The 18901-nt window shown below is 38.5% G+C and carries 13 protein-coding genes; 7 read left to right on the top strand and 6 right to left on the bottom strand.

The genetic code is table 11. The features are described from left to right. Positions 1–3139: 3139 nt before the first annotated feature. From FJG96_RS00660 to FJG96_RS00655, 3 genes are all read left to right on the top strand, one after another. Positions 3140–3583, top strand: coding sequence for a hypothetical protein (locus FJG96_RS00660; protein WP_139412327.1), 444 nt, complete (start codon positions 3140–3142; stop codon positions 3581–3583). A 242-nt stretch (positions 3584–3825) separates the two neighbouring features. Further along, positions 3826–3993, top strand: a complete 168-nt coding sequence (locus FJG96_RS08725; RefSeq protein ID WP_180338206.1) for a hypothetical protein — start codon at positions 3826–3828, stop codon at positions 3991–3993. Between the two features lie 1378 nt (positions 3994–5371). Then, on the top strand, positions 5372–6133 hold the full coding sequence (locus tag FJG96_RS00655) for a DUF4167 domain-containing protein (RefSeq protein WP_139412326.1): 762 nt from the start codon (positions 5372–5374) through the stop codon (positions 6131–6133). A 2001-nt stretch (positions 6134–8134) separates the two neighbouring features. Here the strand turns inward: FJG96_RS00655 and FJG96_RS00650 are convergent. The 4 genes from FJG96_RS00650 to FJG96_RS00635 form a co-directional block, all read right to left on the bottom strand. Then, positions 8135–8563 (bottom strand): hypothetical protein, encoded by a 429-nt coding sequence (locus FJG96_RS00650; protein WP_139412325.1) that lies wholly within the window; start codon positions 8561–8563, stop codon positions 8135–8137. A gap of 55 nt (positions 8564–8618) precedes the next feature. Then, positions 8619–8984 (bottom strand): hypothetical protein, encoded by a 366-nt coding sequence (locus FJG96_RS00645; protein WP_139412324.1) that lies wholly within the window; start codon positions 8982–8984, stop codon positions 8619–8621. A 944-nt stretch (positions 8985–9928) separates the two neighbouring features. Continuing rightward, complete coding sequence (locus tag FJG96_RS00640) at positions 9929–10942, bottom strand: sensor histidine kinase (RefSeq protein ID WP_139412323.1); 1014 nt, start codon at positions 10940–10942, stop codon at positions 9929–9931. A gap of 22 nt (positions 10943–10964) precedes the next feature. Beyond that, entirely contained in the window at positions 10965–11759 is a 795-nt protein-coding gene (locus tag FJG96_RS00635) for a response regulator (protein WP_139412322.1), read from the bottom strand. 166 nt (positions 11760–11925) lie between these two features. Here FJG96_RS00635 and FJG96_RS00630 point away from each other — a divergent pair, with 166 nt between their 5' ends. The 3 genes from FJG96_RS00630 (at position 11926) to FJG96_RS00620 (ending at position 14341) form a co-directional block, all read left to right on the top strand. Next, positions 11926–12129, top strand: a complete 204-nt coding sequence (locus FJG96_RS00630; RefSeq protein WP_139412321.1) for a NepR family anti-sigma factor — start codon at positions 11926–11928, stop codon at positions 12127–12129. Positions 12130–12136: 7 nt separating this feature from the next. Continuing rightward, positions 12137–12691 carry an RNA polymerase sigma factor gene (locus tag FJG96_RS00625; RefSeq protein ID WP_005774782.1) on the top strand — a complete coding sequence of 185 codons (555 nt, stop codon included), beginning with the start codon at positions 12137–12139 and terminating at the stop codon, positions 12689–12691. A gap of 225 nt (positions 12692–12916) precedes the next feature. Beyond that, positions 12917–14341: a sensor histidine kinase gene (locus tag FJG96_RS00620; protein WP_139412320.1), complete on the top strand. Its 1425-nt coding sequence runs from the start codon at positions 12917–12919 to the stop codon at positions 14339–14341. A 490-nt stretch (positions 14342–14831) separates the two neighbouring features. Here the strand turns inward: FJG96_RS00620 and FJG96_RS00615 are convergent, their stop codons facing one another. Further along, a complete protein-coding gene (locus tag FJG96_RS00615) occupies positions 14832–15983 on the bottom strand; it encodes a metallophosphoesterase (RefSeq protein WP_425456557.1) in 1152 nt (383 codons plus the stop codon). Positions 15984–16522: 539 nt separating this feature from the next. After that, positions 16523–18502, bottom strand: a complete 1980-nt coding sequence (locus tag FJG96_RS00610; RefSeq protein WP_139412318.1) for a M23 family metallopeptidase — start codon at positions 18500–18502, stop codon at positions 16523–16525. A 90-nt stretch (positions 18503–18592) separates the two neighbouring features. On the opposite strand from FJG96_RS00610, the gene FJG96_RS08720 reads away from it, so the two are divergent. Continuing rightward, positions 18593–18763: a hypothetical protein gene (locus FJG96_RS08720; RefSeq protein WP_180338205.1), complete on the top strand. Its 171-nt coding sequence runs from the start codon at positions 18593–18595 to the stop codon at positions 18761–18763. Positions 18764–18901: the final 138 nt, after the last annotated feature.

The following is an 18901-nucleotide window of genomic DNA, read 5'->3' as shown; positions in this document are numbered from 1 at the left end:
TCAAAAAGAAAAGCTTTGTTTTAGGAAGGTTTATCATGATGTTTTTGAAAAGGTGAGAGTGTGTGATGAGGGTACATAGGCAAGTCTTATAGATCAATTTTGAAGCCCACAGAGCAAAAAGCCTTACCCAAACAGAAATCAATGGCAAAAGAAGTTGGCAAAAAAAAACTCTTGCAGTCATTTGAAAAATCTTGTGCATAAAGCATGCCATGATTTTACATCTATAAAAATTTGCCGTTTTTATACTCTTTTCAAAAAATATCAATTTGTGGCAATTTTAGTTGGTTGAAAATCCTATGAAAAGAAATTTTAAATTGCCAAAAAGATCAAAGCAGAGAAAATTATCAATAAGAAAAAATGCTTGGTATTGTGTCTTTTCGTATCGGGGAGAGAAACGGTGGGTGATGGGAGCAGGCTTGCGTTTCTCTTGTTTCCCTATCAGACAGTGCTGTACAAAACAAGGGGTATACTTATAGGGAAGCAGTTGTTTGTTTGTCTTATCTTGCTGATGTCGTAAAATACCATCCTTAAAAAATTGATTTATTAAATCTATTTTGTTTTTAACATGTGCTTTACTGCAAACGGCCCCCTTCAATAAAAAGATATTATTCTTCATATGGTTAGAGCTAGAAAAAAGACAACAAGCTTTTTTATCCAAATGAATGAAATAAAAAGTCCTTTTATCGCTCATTTTTTATACTTATCTTTGGATAAACTTTATAAATATAATTAAAAATCTTGCAATACTATACATTTTGTGTATAAGTACTGGTTATTGATTTCTTTTTTATGTTATTTAAATTATATCTCTATTCATAAGCCGCACCATGTAAATGGTGCGGCTTTTTTTTATTGCCTCACAGGTGGAGCGCTTGATCTCTGTTTTTGAGATGACTTTGGATTCTTTATTCATTATTCTCATCATTGTATTTTGTGATGTCCTTTTGCAATGAAATTGCTCAATTCTTAGGTATTTTTTTATCCTAATAGGGGTATTTAAAGTAAAAACGCAGGTGTTTGTTTTTTGCATTGATTGTCTTCAAGGTTGCTGAAGAGGAGGGGATCTTTGTTCCTTTTTGACCGAGAGTGATATAAGGGAAAATTACATGAAGGAAATGACGTGGGGGGAAATGAAATAGGGAATAGCATGGGGGGAAAACGTAAAATGGGGAGTGCGTTCAAAGGGACATTCTCATAAATGCCAGCATGACCAACAATGCCAATATGTTTTTAAGAGAGTTTGTTGATTTCGATCAGAAAATCTATTCTTTTTCTTTATGTGGGAAGCCTTTGTATGGAAATCTTAGTGAGGAATTTTACACCAATAATCTCTTCTGCCCTTGTTGTGACGCTCCTTTGAGGAGGAGGTGTGTGAGATTTTACACATGAGAGTTTGTGCGTGTTAAAGCATGAGGGAGTTTTTTTTCTGTCGTACTTCATGTAAATGAGGTTTTTTCGTCATGTAATGAATTTTGCGAGCATCTTTTGTCTATAACACTTTTTGAGTTATGATGCTAGAGATCTCATGAGAGAAGAAAGCCGAAGGGGAAAGTTAAGTGGATTCTGTGCGCCGATCACGCAAACGGGAACAAAACTCATGTGAACCATACTACATCAAGCGCTGTTTGTTGCATAACTTGTGATAGGAAATTCGGGAAGTTTAAGAGAATTTTTATCGGCAACAAATAAAAACATTACGCGACAGCAGAGATCTTTATTTCAGAACCTCTCATGCTTTGGATGAGAAAATCTCGCAAAACGCTGTTACGCTTTGCTTTCATCTTTGCAAGCTCAGGATTGTTATTTCTTTGATCTTTATGCAAAGGAGACAAGGGGGGTGGAGACAAAAATCGGATATAAAAGGGCTGGACACAAGAGGGTGAATATAAGAGGAGGGATATCAAGGGAAGCGATATCAGGAATCTAGACGGAAGGGGATAAAGGCAAGAGATGGGTATGAAATATTTCAATCAGTAAAGCTAATGGTGTTATGATTGTTGTTTTACAGCGTGTTTGAACAAAAGCTGGTTCATTGTTTTAATCCATTGCTGTTTGTAACCTTAACGCGTTGTTTTCTTAAGATAATGCATGGCTTTTTCTGTTGTTTGTTAATCAATATCAAATCCTAACGCTGCAGTATGTTTGAGAGAGAATAAGACGAACTAAGAGTTCTCAGATTAAGACGGACGCAACTCTATCCGTGACTGCACCTTTTGTACGTTCGATGAGGCTCTCTGTTTGGGCTCATTCCTAAAAATGGGGAGAGAGTTTCATTGCAAATGTAAAGGCGGACAATTATGCTTCTGGTCCGTACCTTTTTGCTTTACGACTTTCAAAATGATCCCTATCTTTTAAATAATAACGATCATGTTTTACATTTTTATTTCTTACATGTCTTTGGGGAATCATACTCCTCTGGGAAAACAGAGGCCCTTAATATATTTCTCCAGCGTTCAATGTTGTGATAAGCTTTAAAGAGCTATCCTACTCTTAAGCTCATTTCGCGAGGGGGACTATGGAATGGTATTATCTTCCCATGCCGTGTATAATCCCTGACGTGTATAAAATGGATAGGGTCCTTCTCTTCTTGATGTTTCATAAAAGAGCGTGCTGGCGTTTTTATCTACTTTTCCAGCCTATAATGTTGCGATAAGCTCTTAGAATTTGAGACGGGTAAAGGCGCATGCCTTTCTTGGACAGTCTTGATAAATGGGACAGCTTCGCTTGTAAGGTTAAACCAAGTGACTTTGACCGATGTAATAGGGAAAACAGATTTGAAATAAGAGAATCCTATGATATGCGGATTTCTTATTCAACATGCAAATAATAAATATTCTTTATCAATAAATAGAATGTATCTTAATGAAGATGAATTGTTTACAGATTGAGATGCATAAAGAATCTTTGTCTTTTAAGCTGGTGGGAGAAAATTATAACCTGTTCTTTCCATAATGAGAGAAGGTTTTTCATAAGAGTTTTATATGATAAAAACAGTAAAAATATTAATGCTACAGAGAAAAAAGAGTCCTTCAAGCATATTGATCGTTTGCTGTTATACCCTGTATTATGTAGAAGAGATACTTCTATCATTTTGGGTTGTAAAAAGCTTTTCTTGGGATGTTTAAAGGGTATAGTCTTTATGGAAAAAAGAATCCGCGCAAGACAAAAGGCTTATTTCAAAAGATTATATCGCAAGATTGCTTTTGTTTGCGTGATACTCTTTTGTATCGTGATTTTGTGTTTTGTTTTTGCAAAGGCGATCAGTTACTTTTCTTCTCACAAAAAAATAGCACAACAAGCGCCTGTTGAATTAACTATTCCTGTTTTTGATCTGCGTGTGTATTGCAAGGAAATTTCTGCTTCCGTGATGCCTGATATGAAAAGAGAAGTTTATCAGCATTGCCTTAATTTGGAAAGTGAGGCTTATTTTGCTATTCGTGAAATGTGGGATAAGCTTTCTGATACGGCAAAAAAACAATGTTTGACAAGGGTTCGACCGGGGGATGGAAATTATTTTCTCTTACGAGATTGTTTTCTAAATGAAAAAGAAAGTGAAAAAGGCAGAAAACGCAATTACTTTTAAGATGTTATACGGAAAGTTAAAAGAATGCGAATTTTGATGAAAAGATAAAAAACGCCTCATTATTCTCTGCCTTTATTACCCATAACCTTTATACCACTAAAATGTATTTATTTTGTACAAGCTCTGATCCATTTAAGGTGTGATCGTATAAGTTATGGATGCCTCTTTGAAGTATTTTAAGGGGTATGGTGCGTTTTCAGGGGAGTTTTTGTGCGCGTTTCATATAAGGGAAATAATTAGGTATGGGACGCTCATTTTGTGACGGTGCTTTGGTCAATGGGGTAGGTGCTCATGAAGTGTATAAAATTTATCAAACATTCTCTTCTTTCACGTTTCATAAAAGTGCAAACTGGCGGCGTTCTCATATATTTGGCTCTCTAATTTACGGACAGCTTTTGCTTGGCCTTTGAAATGACTTATAAGAGGTATTTTTAGTCTTGCCTTTTGCCGTTTTTATTCTGCGTAGGCTCTCCTTTGCATGTAATGTGCAAGTCAATGGATCTGGATTGATTGAATAGGGAACAGATTGAGGATGAAAAAATCTTATGCTCTGAAGTTTTTTTACTCAATACAAAAATTTAAGACAAAAAAGATGAATGATCTTTAGAAATCAATTTGTTGTACAAATTTGAAAAAAGTTCGGATTTTTGACAGACCAATGTGGAGAAAGAATCTGCCTCCTTTGAGGGAGCTTAAGCCAACAGGGATGACAAAGGGGGCTATAGATATGATAAAACTGAGATATGATAAAACTGAGAAAAAAACATTTCTTTCTTTAAAAGGGGATAAACATCAAGGTTATTTTTGCGTAAAGCGCTTTATTGGGGGGAAATGGGTTATTTTATTCTTCCCAGTTTTCTTGATAAGACAAGGGATAAGAGAAGAAATGCATATTATGCTATTCCTATTGATAAACTGTGAGGGGAAGCATTTTTTTGAGAAGAATCCGATTTTTAAGGAGTGTAACGTGTTGATCGTTGTTTTAATGATTTTGATATTTTTTGTATTTAATTATTTCCTTTTTAGGATCGATTTGTTATCAATAAAGAGGGGTAATTAACTTCAAAATCTATGAGGTTAAAATAGAAATTGAGAGGATCATTGGCATGGTTGAGAAAGAAGAGTGGTTTTTTGATGATTATAGGGCTTGAATAATCTTTCATATTAATCTATCTATAAGAGTCTTAAGAGATTTTGTGAAGCGATCGTGAATTATCGCTCGCAAGGGGTTGCTTTAGCGGTGAAGAGAGGCTATATTCATACAATAAAGAGGTTCGCGCAGTGACTCGTTAGGGCAGAAGTGCTTATGAGTTGTGAGGGCACGAGGGGGAAGGAATATCGGCGTTTTTAGGAGCGGTGGTTTTAGAGCAAAAGGTCGTTTTAGAACAGAAAAAGGGAAGCTTCCCATGTTCTCTGGCAGGAATTTTTTCTTTGTCAGGTATGTTCTATGTGTGTTCTCCTTTTTGTTTTCCACAAGGTAATTATTTTTTTTAGTGAAATATGGTATATTTTAAAAAAAACACTTGGCATTTTATGTGAACATCACTAGGTTTCTGCTGGTTGACAGAGAAATGGGGAATTTTTGATTTACAATTTCCCTGCTGTTTTGTGATTTTCAAGAAAATATATGCTTTTATCAATATCAGTAGGGTTCGTTTGAGTGAAATAAAACGCGGATAGCTTGATAACCGTATGTTAAACATGAGCAGCATGATCAAAAAATAATGCAATAAAATAATGCAATGAAGAAGAGTCAATTAAGACACACACTCCAATAAAGGGATAAAGATGAGGCCACAACAAAATAGACGGGTACGCGGTCGCAATAATAACAATAATGGTAATAACAATAATAATCGTCGCGGTCCTAATCCGTTGTCTCGCAATTATGAAAGCAGCGGTCCGGATGTTAAAATTCGCGGAAACGCTCAGCAAATTGCCGATAAATACATCAGTCTTGCGCGGGATGCACAAGGGGCAGGTGATCGCGTGATGTCCGAGAATTATTTACAGCATGCCGAGCACTATTTGCGGATTATTTTAGCCGCAGCTGGGCAAATGGCTCAATCAGCTCGACGTGATGAAACGCGTGGGGATGAAAACAACGGACAAGAATGCAATGAAAGTGATCCTGAAGGGCAAAAAACAGAGGCTATCGCGTGTGACGCAGATGGATTACAGGACACAGATGGATTGCAGAAAAAGTCGCAAAAAAATGGTCATGATTCATATGTCGAAGCACAAAATGGTAATGCGCGTGAAAGTGTTGTCGAGGCTCTATCGGATGAGAAAACAGGTCAGGAGAATGGTTGCTCTGAGGAAAATGGTGAACCGGTTAAAAAAACACGTCGTTCTCCGCGCCGGCGTACGGTACGGACTAAAGAGCAATCATCTCTTGAGCTTTCACTGACTACAGCAGAAAATTCAAAAAATGGGGATGCATCACCATCAACAGAAGAGGTTTCTCCTTTGCCAGGATTAAGTGAAGGGATACAGAGAAAAACGCGTCGTCGCCGTGTGGTCAATCTTGAAGCAGAGGAAAATGTTTAAATCCTTCAAGTAAGCTATGTTAAGTGTTTAATAGGGCTTTTGGTGTAAGAATCTGTACAGGTGCGGTTTTTTGCACTTTCTTTGAGTTTTCATTCTTTACGTTTTTATGAATAACATTCGCCAATAGGGGAGACGCCGCCGAGAAGATTATCTCTTGGCTTTAAGTCGGGCGGCTTGGAAGAGATGTGGGGGATGGAGAAAATCCGCCTTTTGTGTATTTTAAGAAGCGGTTCTTTTATAAAGAATAGATTGCTTTGTTGAGGCGCGTGTAGTGTTTAATCTTTCTCAATTTACTCAAGTCCATTTTACTTACGGGAAGGCTATACCGTGAAAGCCATCAATTGCTTTTGCTAAATAAAAGGTGCAAACTTGGGCATTCTTGCTTTCATTATCAATGTTGTAACAGCTTTTCCTTTGGCTTTTGAAATCAGTTCATAAAGAGGTCTCTTTATTCATAGACCTCTCTGCTGTGATGTGTGAGAAAATGATTTTGATGAATTTCATCATGAAGAGATTTGTAACGGGAGAATGTTACGGTGTTTGAAGCGTTCGTTGGGCATAGAAAAAAGGGTCATTATAAATCAATAGGTTGAATTTTCGTCTTCAAGAAGGTATATTTCTTACACTTTCATTTGAGTTTTTGCAGGCGATATCCGTTTTCTTAAGAATGGAAATACATTGACTTGAAAGGTTGTCCCTTTATCTCGATGAGGTGCGGGGAGACGGAGAAAAAAACGCCCTCGTCCAAGTGGTTTCATCTTGAAGCAGAGGGAATGTTTAAATTTCTTAAAAATGCTTTGTTAAGTGTTTGTGGTGCTGTTCGTATAGTGACGTATTGAGGTGCGTTTTTTTGCACTTTCTTTAAATTTTCATCCTTTAATGTTTTTATGAGCAACCTCATAAATGAGGCGGGGGCAGAAGAAGGTTATCTCTTGGCTTGGAATAGAGGGAGGGGAGACGGAGAAAAGCGCGTCGTCGCCCAAGTGGTTCCATCTTGAAGCAGAGGGAATGTTTAAATTTCTTAAAAATGCTTTGTTAAGTGTTTGTGGTGCTGTTCGTATAGTGACGTATTGAGGTGCGGTTTTTTGCACTTTCTTTAAATTTTCATCTTTTAATGTTTTTATGAGCAACCTCATAAATGAGGCGGGGGCAGAAGAAGGTTATCTCTTGGCTTGGAATAGAGGGAGGGGCGACGGAGAAAAGCGCGTCGTCGTCCAAGTGGTCCAAGTTTGAAGCAGAGGAAAACGTTTAAATTTCTTAAAAATGCTTTGTTAAGTGTTTGTGGTGCTGTTCGTATAGTGACGTATTGAGGTGCGTTTTTTTGCACTTTCTTTAAATTTTCATCTTTTAATGTTTTTATGAGCAACCTCATAAATGAGGCGGGGACAGGGAGAAGGTTATCTCTTGGCTTGGAATAGAGTGAGGGGCGACGGAGAAAAGCGCGTCGTCGCCCAAGTGGTCCCATCTTGAAGCAGAGGGAATGTTTAAATTTCTTAAAAATGCTTTGTTAAGTGTTTGTGGTGCTGTTCGTATAGTGACGTATTGAAGTGCGTTTTTTTGCATTTTCTTTAAATTTTCATCCTTTAATGTTTTTATGAGCAACCTCATAAATGAGGCGGGGATAGGGAGAAGGTTATCTCTTGGCTTGGAATAGAGGGAGGGGCGACGGAGAAAAAAACGCCCTCGTCCAAGTGGTTTCATCTTGAAGCAGAGGGAATGTTTAAATCCCTTAAAAATGCTTTGTTAAGTGTTTGTGGTGCTGTTCGTATAGTGACGTATAGAGGTGCGTTTTTTTGCACTTTCTTTAAATTTTCATCCTTTAATGTTTTTATGAGCAACCTCATAAATGAGGCGGGGACAGGGAGAAGGTTATCTCTTGGCTTGGAATAGAGTGAGGGGCGACGGAGAAAAGCGCGTCGTCGCCCAAGTGGTCCAAGTTTGAAGCAGAGGAAAACGTTTAAATTCCAAGAATGGCTTTGTAAGCCGGTAATGTTGGCTTGTTTAATGAGGTATTGGCGTTGATATCTCTTCTGTCGTTTCAATGGAAAGAACGGCAATCAGTGCACCGGTATGATAATTGTAAATCATAAATTTTGTTTGTCCCTCAGGGGTTAACGTCTTCAGAACAATATTGTCTTCTGAGAGGCTTTGCGACAAAATCTGTGTTTTTTTCGGTAGGGAGAGCGTGTGGTGGATAACGTGTGGATTTTTGCTGTGGGAGGAAGAGAGCTCTGTTTGTTTTGTCGCTGATCCCGTTGTAACTTTATAAACGATTAAAAACAGGACGGTTAGAATGAGGAAGAGCGTTATTAAAACGGAAATCATCATTAAACCCATCAGTTTTTTTCTCACTCGTTCTACAGCAGGATCTAAGGGGAGATCTTGGGGCACAGGATTTTGCTCTGTGTGAGGGGCTTTTGAGGAGGGCATTAGCTTATTTATCCATCATGTCTTCTATTGATTATTTTCTGATGGGTTTATGCGTTTAAAGTTTTTTGTGCAAGAGGTTTGTGGAAGAAGAACGCAGAAGAGAAGGCAATGTTGGTAAAATGTCTTCTTTTTGGACTGTTGATCGCTTGTCATTGACATTTTGGCTTTCAAGCAGGAAATTTCCCTGGTTTGTTACAGACCAGATCAATTTTACTTTTTGTTGATGTAATTGGGGGTGTATGTTTATACATTGCGCAAAAACTTGCTGTCCATAAAATGCAGACTTTTTTATGGATGGCACCATGGCTTGTTCACAGGCTTGAGCCGTTGGGTAGATTTTAGCCATGGTATTGTTGGAATAGCAACTGTTAAAATCATCCGTACATGAAACCAATAAGAGAATAAAAATAAGGGGATTCATAAAATATCTCCCAAATGAGCGGTTGATAGCGTGGGCTCCAATTTGTCAGCTGAGAAGCTTCTTCGTTGTTAAACGTTTTAAAAGTTTGTTCGTTCCAAGGGCTTCCACACCCCCAGAATCTTCTAGATTGAATCACTCAAAATCATTGGCTTGCACTTCATAAAAGCCAAGCTTTTGGAGAAAACTGCTAGGGGGAAAAAATATTTGTAAAAAACACTCAAAATAGCGCTTGTGAATGCTCTCTCATGTCAAAAGTTTGTTGTAAGGGGAAATATATAATGGGTTTGTTGTAGGCGGGTATAATGGTGCACAACAGCTGCTTTTAGCGCGTAAGGGCTATAGAAGGGCTTGGTGGTTCACTTTTACAGGGGAGAGGAGCCTATTTGCAGGCGCTGTTTTGAAATGAGCTTGGAAGCATTGAGAAATATTAAAAAAGTGCGTGAAGGGAAAAGGGATTTGCTGTTTTGGATGTTCTCTTTTGTGTGAAGAGGATGTGCCAGAACGCAATCAATAAAAGCATTAAAATTGTATAATTTCATTCGTTTATTGATTTTGTCGTAGATGCTTTAAGCTCTGTTAAGCTCTGAAGCGTGATTGTTGGCTTTAATCCTTAAAATTTCATCATTTTTCCCAAATGAAAAGGTATGCGCAGGGTAAAAATGACACACGAACATTATACAAAAAGACAGGGGGAATAGGTCTGCTCTTATGGGGTATATAAAAAACTGAAACGGCTTCTTCTTCACTGTTTTGGTTTCTGTTTGAGAGAAGAGGCAGTAATGGGAGGGATGGAGGTTGAGGGACAGCGGGAAGGTCTTTGACTGGAGCATTTTCATTGTGATGGTTTTTTGCGAGGGGAAAAATATCTTTATGCTGAACAGAAATAGGGCTGAATAGGTTAGAAATTTTCCTGAAGAGAGGAATTTACGGTTTAAAAGGCTCTTTTAAGAAAAAATATCAAAATAAGTATCAGGAACAGAAAGGCAATAAACAATCCCTTCTTTTGTCCATTTGAAGGAAGCTGAACCATTGACAGAAATGGGAACAATTTTTTCGAGAACAGCACTGCCAAAACAAGCTTTTTTATCATTTGCCGGAAGGGCGTCGGATTCAAAGTGTTCATTCCAAGTGATAAGTAGATGCGTTTTGCCATTCAGTTGTGTTTCGATTTCACAGCCTACATAGACGTGGCCCTTTTCTTGGGAAAGGGCTCCAAAAGAAAGAGAATTGACAATCAATTCATGAAAAGCCAAACCAATATGCAAAGCGGCATTGGGAAAAAGATAAGGATCAACACCTTCAAGTGAAAAACGTTCTGTTTCTTTCATTAAATAGCCAAACGCTTGCGTTTGGACCAATTCACGAAATTGGGCGCCTCGCCAATCAGAATCGGTGATCAGATCTTGAGAATGAGAAAGAGAATGAAGACGACCTTGAAATTTGCGTAAAAAAACCTGAAGAGATTCAGTATAGCGGGCCGTTTGGCTGGCAATACTTTGAATGATCGCGAGAAGATTTTTAGAACGGTGGCTGACTTCGCGTAGAAGAATTTTAAGCACTTGTTCACGGCGGCGTAAGCCGGAAATATTAACACCGGTGGTAATAATACCAATGATGTCTCCGTTGTCATTGCGGTGGCAATCGATCGAAAATTTGTACCAAATCTCTTGTTTACTCGTATCTTCAAAACGTGCTTCAACGGTTTGCATTTTGCCACTGGCTAAAACCTGCAGTTTAATGGTTTCCATATGGTCTGCAAGGTCAAGCGAAAAAAAGTCGCTGTCACGACACCCAACCCGCCATTTATGATGCAAATGGTGTGGCAAGTTTTCAGCCCATAAATAAACCAGATTTGTTGCCTGATAGAGAACACAAATATCAGCACCTCGAATCGCTTGCATGAGCGCGCTGATATGAGATCTATCTAGGGGAGGCTTTGAAAGAGGCGTAACGATCATAATGGAAAAGGTTTACTTTGCTCTAAGCCGCTTTAGAAGCATTCTCTTGAAAAAATAAAGCCTGCGAAATAAGCGCTTTCACCATATCTGGATTAAAAGGTTTGGTCACTAAAAAAGTCGGTTCTGGACGCTCGCCGGTCAATAACCTTTCCGGAAATGCCGTGATGAAAATCACCGGTATACGATCATTTTTCAAAATCTCATTGACCGCATCAATGCCTGAGCTGTTATCGGCTAACTGAATATCCGCTAAAATCAACCGTGGCTTTTTCTTATGATACATGATCACAGCTTCATCACGCGTGCGTGCTATGCCCACAACATGATGACCTAAGCTTTCTACCATTTGCTCTATATCGAGCGCAATAAGAGGTTCATCTTCAATAATCATCACTTGTGTGGCAATTTGTTGAGAAATATCAATCGAGGCTTGGTTAAGAAGCTTGCGAAACTCTTTGGTATCTAGATCCATAATTTCGCTGGCCTCTTGTTCATTAAATCCTTCAACGGCAATGAGCAAAAATGCTTGGCGGGCGCGGGGTGTCAGATAGGATAATTTGGCACTGGTTTTTTGTTCAAGTCCAAATTGTGGCAGAGGTTCAGGGATATTCGGGGTTGTTTGGTCAAAAAGATGACAAAAAAGCCAATAGGTCCCAATCCGATCACTGGATTTTCTAGGAAAAATAGAAATATCAGCAATGAGCGCTTCCAACATTGCAGAGACATAAGCATCGCCAGAGGATTGGCTTCCTGTGACAGAACGGGCAAAACGCCGAAGATAGGGAAGATGCGGGGCAATGCGCGTGGATAATGACATAATTTGTAACTCCTTTGACCTTTCAAGCATTTTGTTGGTTGAAATTCTCAACAGATAAAAAAGTTCCCATTTGTATGGAACTTTTTACCTACAGCCATATTTACAACCATAAGGCGAAAAATTCTTCGCGGCGCTACTTATATTATATGGATTAGGGGGATGAAAAATGAACGACCGTGATGAAAAAAATCTCACCACACCCTTTAAGGTTGGAGATGACCTTCTCGGGCCCAACAGTGAGATAGCACGAAAATTACGCCAATTTTACATGGAAATTCAAGAAGAAGCGCTACCACGGCGTTTGCTCGAGCTTTTAGAGAAGTTGGAGCGTGCAGAGCAATTTGGCTTAAACAATGTGGAAAAGGTTTGAATCCTTTATGTCAAAATGCGCGAAAAACTTTAAACAAGAACTCCTTTTGGTGTTGCCGGCTCTGCGTGCTTTTGCTGTTTCTTTAAGTGGTAAGCACGATAAAGCCGAAGATTTGGTCCAAGATACGGTGATGAAAGCATGGGCTAAACAAAATTCCTTTGAGATGGGAACCAATCTCAAAGCATGGCTCTTTACGATTTTACGCAATGAATTTTATAGTCAAATGCGCAAAAAGGGTAGGGAAGTTCAAGATACCGACGGCGTATTTACTCAAAATGTTGCGGTTCATCCTTCTCAATATGGAACGCTTGATTTACAGGATTTTAAAAAAGCCTTAAATCTGCTTTCAGCCGATCAAAGAGAAGCCATTATTCTCATTGGAGCATCGGGGTTTTCTTATGAAGATGCTGCAGCTATTTGTGGCTGTGCTGTTGGAACCATTAAAAGCCGTGTGAGCAGGGCGCGTCATCGATTACAGGAGCTTCTTCATGTCGATGGTGAATCCGATTATGGTCCTGATTCTTATTCTGCTGGAAGTACATTGTGTTCATTTAACGGCTAAAAAAGCATAATAATTATGATGGATAGCCTTGTTTTTTTTATTCCCGTTATAGCTATTACAGTAAAGTCAGTATCTGAGGAAATTCGGAATGTTTGACGTGTATCCTTTGGAACACAAGAAAAGCCTGTATGAAACGCTTTCGTGGGCTTTTTAGTGTTTGTTCCATAAGGTTGCCTTCCTTTGTGCTGAAAAATGACGACTTTCAGGTTCGCCAATGGAAATTCTATGACAACAAAAACAAATTTGCTGCCTCAAATGCCTTCTTCTGATGCAACGATATCACGCTGGCGATGGGCAGCGATTGTTGTTTCCCTTGTGATGGCTCTTTTAGCATCGGTTTTTATTATGTTGCTTTCCAATGCCGTTGATCGAGAAGTTGCCCAGTTAAATACGAGTTCAGAATTGCGCGAACAGGCTGATTTGGTGCTGATCAGCCTGATTGATATGGCTGTTGCTGATCGTAGCTATGCAAAAACCCGAAAGCCAGAAGATAAGATCCGCTTTGAAAATGCAGAGCGGGAATTGGGAGATATTCTCGACTATATCGGACTTATTGTTTATGCGCATCCGCAATGGGATGAATGGTTTACGGCTTTTAAAGGCGAGGTTGAAGCGCGAAAAGCATTTATGAATGCCCATATGCAGGCGCTTGACACAGTTCCTGATCAATCTTCTCAACCTTCTGTGTCGCTGGATGTCTCGAGGATTCCCGTGGCTCGTTTAGCGCAATTGATGACAAGTTTTATTAATGGCGATGATGTGGTGCGACAAAAACAGCGTGAGGGAATCACATTGATGCGGGCTGCTTTAACATTGGCGGCAATCGTTTCTGTGGTGAGTACTTTTATTTCTGCCTATTTTGTGATTAATCGTTTTCATCGTGATGTGCGTTCTTTAAAATTGTATCAATTGCTGCTTCATAGCGAAAATGCTGCTCTTGAAGCCCGTGTGAAAGAACGAACACAAGAATTAGAAAGAGCCCGCAATCACGCTGAGAAAGAACGCCAACGGGTTGAAATATTGTTGCAGGATGCAAGTCATCGTATTGGCAATTCTCTGGGGACGGTGTCTTCTTTGCTGGGGCTTCAATTAAGTCGGAGTAAAAATGAAGAAGTCCGTTCTGTTCTAGGGGCTGCACGAGATCGTATTCAGACAATTTCCACAGCTCATCGCCGTTTGCGCTTGAGTGATGATATGGAAACGACTTTCTTGGCCGATTTTCTCAGTTCAGTTGTGCATGATGTCGAATTGTCGGTCCCTTTTGAATTGCGTGAAAACATTACCATTCACACGGACTTTAAAGATTGTCGACTGTCTTCAAGAGATGCTACAACCCTTGGAATTATCCTTGGTGAATTGCTGACTAATTCCTTAAAACATGCTTTTCCTGATCAACGGGAGGGGCATATTTATATCTCTTTTGGTCCTCAAGACAATGGACAATTGGTGCTTATTGTTGAAGATGATGGCGTGGGGATGAAAAACCAAACTTTAAAACAAAAGACAGGGCTTGGTCGTGTGGTGGTCGAACAGCTTTGTATGCAATTTGGTGAAAAACCTATCTTTGAAAAGTCTTCTTTAGGAGGAACAAAAATTGTCATTCCTTTGCCAAAATTGAGCACGAAGAGTACAAAAAAAATCTCTGACTGATTTTTAAAAGACCTAAATTTTCTCTGTTTGTTCGTTTTCAAGAGAAAAAATAAAGATGGCTTTGCAAAATTATCGCCATTCATAGAAGAGTTTTTTGTCTCCAAAAGATGCGATAGCCCTTAACCCTTGGGTGAACTGCTGATCAATTCCTTAAAATACATCTTTTCTGATCAAAGGGCAGGCCGCATTAAGATCTCCTTTGATCTTGAGCCCAATAGACAGTTGATGCTCATCGTAAAAGGTGATGGGCTGGGGATGAACAGCCAAACTTTATAGGACAAAAGATAGGACTTTGTCTGATGTGGTGGCAAAACCGCTTTTATATGCAATTTGGTGAAAAACTCTTTTTCAAACTTTTTCTTTAGGAGAGGAGACAAAAATTGTCATTCCTTTATCAAAATTCAGCACCAATCAATCGTTGAAATAACGCACTATTTTTTTTAAAAGAAATTTTTTCAAAATCTGTCTTATGATGAGGGAAAAAATATCTTTATAAATTACTACAACCTTTCAAGGGGAACACTTTAATTCTATTTGCTCCTAAAAAATCTTCGTCCAAAACTGGCTCTCCTGTTGCCCCATTATATGCTTGAACGCTAATATTTTTTCCTTGCACATTGACGAGACGGTAGTTTCCTATAAAGAGAGCTCCTACTGTATAGATTGGGATATTTCCAAAGACTTTATCGTTTTCTGCATGACAATAGAATTGCAGATGTTCGTGTCCTACAAAAATTGCTTTGACATTATGACTTGTAATAATTGATTTAAACTCAGCGAGCTTTTGAACATTTTGGGGTTGAAGAAAATGCGAATCATTATCTTCCAAATAGGGACGCGCATCGTGAAAATTGAGAATTGTAACTTTCCCTCTTTTATCAGCAGCTTCTAAATCTTTTTTTAGCCAATCTAAAGAGTTCTTAATGCGTATAGAAGTTGTGCGTTCCCTTAAACTCACTTCATAGAGTGGATAATTTTGAAGTTGTACGTAGTGAATATCGCCGTGATCCCATGAATAACTTAAACTTCCTTCGATGAGATAAAGACCATTAAAAAGCCATTTTTCAGAGAGGTCCTTACTGAAATTAGAAAGAGTCTTTTCGTATTTTTTTATTTCTGACACCATTCTTTCAACAGCACTTATTGCGCAGGAATCGGAAAAAAAATTTAATGCTTTAGGGATGATACAATCCTGAATATTATCCGCGTAATCGTGATTCCCCAGCCCCTCATAAACAGGAACACCAAGCTTTTTATAAATATTGGCATAGTCGTCGTATGTTTCTTTTCGGCCATATTCTGTTAAGTCACCATTCACAATGATAAAATCCGCCTTATGTGACTTTAGTGCCTGGGCAACTTTTTTATTTACTCTGATCCATGGATCTCTACTGTTTATTGAATTTGGATCTCCGGTTATTAAACGCCATGGCTGGGGGTCAGCTGTGATAATGATGGTGTAGTCTTTGTGAGAGCGAAATTGATTTTGAGGTTGCTGTATTGTTGTTGAATGATCATTTTCTTGAAGCTGAAGTGTTTGAAAAGCTCTAACATTGTTGATTGAAAGAAATCTTCGTTGCTGAGGCTGTTGGATGTTGGAAAGATCCAAGTTTTTCTCAATGTTTGTTTTTTCGCTTGTCAACTGTTTCAGTTGCGTTTTTGATGTCTCTATCCCATTTTGCGCGTGATAAGATATCGCGATTGCTTTTTCGGCGATAAGAAAAATACTCAACGCTATCACAATACTCATATTTATAGTTGAGTATGTCATAAGCTCATTTCCTTATTAATTATTTTTATCTTTATGTTATAAAAGATGAAATAATTTTTCTAATTTGGATTTTACGCTATTCTTTATATTTACCAACTCCCAAGTTAAAATTAAAATTTAGGCTGAAAAAAGGCGTAAATTTAATAAAAACAGTTTTATGGTCATCCTATTTGCTAAAATGATTCTTCATTTTTCTTTTTTATAATTTTACCTTTACGTCTTGATAGGGCAATAGCGCCTATGCCTATTTTAAAACCTTGCTCTATTTTTTGGTGTATCGGTCTTCTTTAAACTATTCTTAAACGCAGAAACCCCTTTGAGGTTGTTTAAACTCTAGAATATTTTTTGAAAGACTTTGAACATGCTGATAAGCTTTTTTGAGAAGGACAGTTATAGGTGCTTTTCATGCTTTAAGTCTCTTCAGAGGGTTTTATCGGGCTGTTGATTAAGGAATCAATATTGTTTCTTTCTTGTAGGAAAGTTTGCAGGTCTTGATTGGTTAAGGCTTTGCTATCAGGTATACGGATACGCATGGGATCAACTTTGACGCCATTGACAATGATTTCAAAATGACAATGGGGGCCGGTTGCCATTCCTGTTGTTCCAACATAGCCAATGACCTGTCCTTGTCGTACTTTCACGCCTGGTTTTATCTCTGGTGCATAACGGCTTTGGTGTGAATAACTGCTGACATATCCATTCGCATGTTGAATTTCTGTATGGTTTCCATAGCCGCCTGTGACGCCTACTTTTGTAACGATACCATCTCCTACAGCAATAATAGGTGAGCCTTTTGGTGCCACCCAATCAACCCCTGTATGCATGCGCACATAGCCTAAAATAGGATGTTTACGTGGACCAAAGGGGGAACCGAAAATGCCATTAGGCGTGGGTTTGCGCAGTAAGAAAGGCTTTGAACTCTTTCCTTCAGAATCATAATAATCAACGCTACCGTCTTTTAATTGATAACGGTAATATTTATAAGTTGTATTGCCAAAAGTTGCACTAATATAACGAATTTCTGGATCCGTGTTTTGAGAGGGTTCTTTTGCTTTCTTTTTGCCGTTTTGGGTTTCTTTATCGCTTTGGGGGACAGCATAAAATATTTCGATCTGATCATTGGGGGTTATCCGGCTTTTCATATCAATATTGGTGGCAAGCAGACGAATAAGACGATAAGAAAGCGATTGTGATATATTGTGGCTGAGCAAAGCACTATAGAGTGCATCATAAGCCGTTGGTAATTGCGCACTATTAATATAAGAATGGGGAATACCATTTTGAAAAGCCGTTTTCAGTGCTTTAGACATCTTAGGCTCTGTGCTTTCAATGAATTGGCCTTTATCATTGAGGGCAATGGTGAGAACATGATACATCCCATGATAAATACTTGCGCGTACGAGATGGTCTTCTTCTCCAGCTTGTGTGACGATACCAATGCGCAATAAACTTCCCTCTTTAAGCGTATCGGAAAGGCTAAATTTTTCGAGAGTGCTTACAACTTGTTCAATTTGATTCTTTGTGTAACTGGTTTTTTTGAAAGCCTCAGCGATTTTTTGTTTTTTACGAATAGGAATAATATCTTCAACATAATTTTTCGCCAAATCGATCCGCTGATTTTGAGGAGAAACGGTCACATTTTCTTGAACGATTCGCACTTCAGGAGATTCTGTTCCTTGGGAATCAGAAGAGATATCTTCTAGTTTTAAAGGATCGATGAGTGTGAGAACCGAAAGGAGTTCACTACTTTTTTCTAAAGTAAATCCAGCTTTTTGTAGCTCTTGTTGCGCCTCTTCTTCTGTTAGTGTATCGGTGTCCTCAAAATCGAATTGATTGACCTTAAAATCATAGCTGCGTAAGGTGAGTTTTGTTTCGATTTTTGCACCGTAAATTTGTCCGGAATCTTTTAGATTGATGCTTTGATTTTTCGAATCACTGGCAAGAATGCTTAAAGAATCAAATTTCGGATAGCTATATTTCTGGGGGCGCTTTTCGGCTAAAGCCATGCGAATCCATTCAAAATGTTGTGTTTGAATAACTTTTTCATCGCCTTTTTTTTGCAAAATTGATAGCTCAAATTGACGTTTACTGTCGAAGCTTTGTCGTGCATGGGTGGGTGCAATACGATCCCCTTTATAGCCATTAGCTTCAGGGTCTTGTGCTTGTAAGAAATTTTCTTTTGTAAACCATTGTGGTGGTGTTACCAATCGCTGTTGTTCATCAAGGGCTGTAAAAAGTGCAATCCCCATAAGAATGCAGGACGTGATTCCCGTTAGAACTGTTCCCGTAAGCCAACGGGCTGAGACCTGTCGGCGTTCAGGGCGCAAGCGTTTAACGACAAGAGCAGGGTCCTGTCCGGGATCATTCTTTTGTTGTTCGTTATCCCACATAGATTTTAAGCGTACTTTTTAATATTAAATGGAGAAAGCTAACATAGCTTAGTACGTTTCTACAAGAATTTGATTGATAGATTAGAGATTATGCAAATTCTTTTATACCGCAATAACCCATCAACCTTATGCCGAGGAATCCCTTTAAAGCACTATTTAAAGGAACGTCAAACACAAGGCTATAAAGGCGATGATGATGAAGCCATTTTAGCGGTATTGCCTCTTTTTATGCCTTGCAATGAGGCTCTATACTTTCTTTAAAATCAGCATGTTTGTTTTATCCTGTTTCGTTATCGAGTTATATATAATTTTTGGTAGAGCTTTTATTGAAATAGTTTTTTTTGCTTTTATATTTTATTTTAGAAAAAAATTAAAAATGATATTGACTCTTTTGTTGAA

Origin of the sequence: Bartonella mastomydis (genome assembly GCF_900185775.1) — a bacterium.
In the GTDB taxonomy this organism is placed as follows: domain Bacteria; phylum Pseudomonadota; class Alphaproteobacteria; order Rhizobiales; family Rhizobiaceae; genus Bartonella; species Bartonella elizabethae.
The sequence above is the reverse complement of the archived record's forward strand: the minus strand, read 5'-3'. Positions and strand labels throughout refer to the sequence as shown.

Coding starts and splice junctions, on each gene's coding strand:
- FJG96_RS00660 (WP_139412327.1), top strand. CDS start 3,140: ATGGAAAAAAGAATCCGCGCAAGACAAAAGGCTTATTTCAAAAGATTA.
- FJG96_RS08725 (WP_180338206.1), top strand. CDS start 3,826: ATGGGACGCTCATTTTGTGACGGTGCTTTGGTCAATGGGGTAGGTGCT.
- FJG96_RS00655 (WP_139412326.1), top strand. CDS start 5,372: ATGAGGCCACAACAAAATAGACGGGTACGCGGTCGCAATAATAACAAT.
- FJG96_RS00650 (WP_139412325.1), bottom strand. CDS start 8,563: ATGCCCTCCTCAAAAGCCCCTCACACAGAGCAAAATCCTGTGCCCCAA.
- FJG96_RS00645 (WP_139412324.1), bottom strand. CDS start 8,984: ATGAATCCCCTTATTTTTATTCTCTTATTGGTTTCATGTACGGATGAT.
- FJG96_RS00640 (WP_139412323.1), bottom strand. CDS start 10,942: ATGATCGTTACGCCTCTTTCAAAGCCTCCCCTAGATAGATCTCATATC.
- FJG96_RS00635 (WP_139412322.1), bottom strand. CDS start 11,759: ATGTCATTATCCACGCGCATTGCCCCGCATCTTCCCTATCTTCGGCGT.
- FJG96_RS00630 (WP_139412321.1), top strand. CDS start 11,926: ATGAACGACCGTGATGAAAAAAATCTCACCACACCCTTTAAGGTTGGA.
- FJG96_RS00625 (WP_005774782.1), top strand. CDS start 12,137: ATGTCAAAATGCGCGAAAAACTTTAAACAAGAACTCCTTTTGGTGTTG.
- FJG96_RS00620 (WP_139412320.1), top strand. CDS start 12,917: ATGACAACAAAAACAAATTTGCTGCCTCAAATGCCTTCTTCTGATGCA.
- FJG96_RS00610 (WP_139412318.1), bottom strand. CDS start 18,502: ATGTGGGATAACGAACAACAAAAGAATGATCCCGGACAGGACCCTGCT.
- FJG96_RS08720 (WP_180338205.1), top strand. CDS start 18,593: ATGCAAATTCTTTTATACCGCAATAACCCATCAACCTTATGCCGAGGA.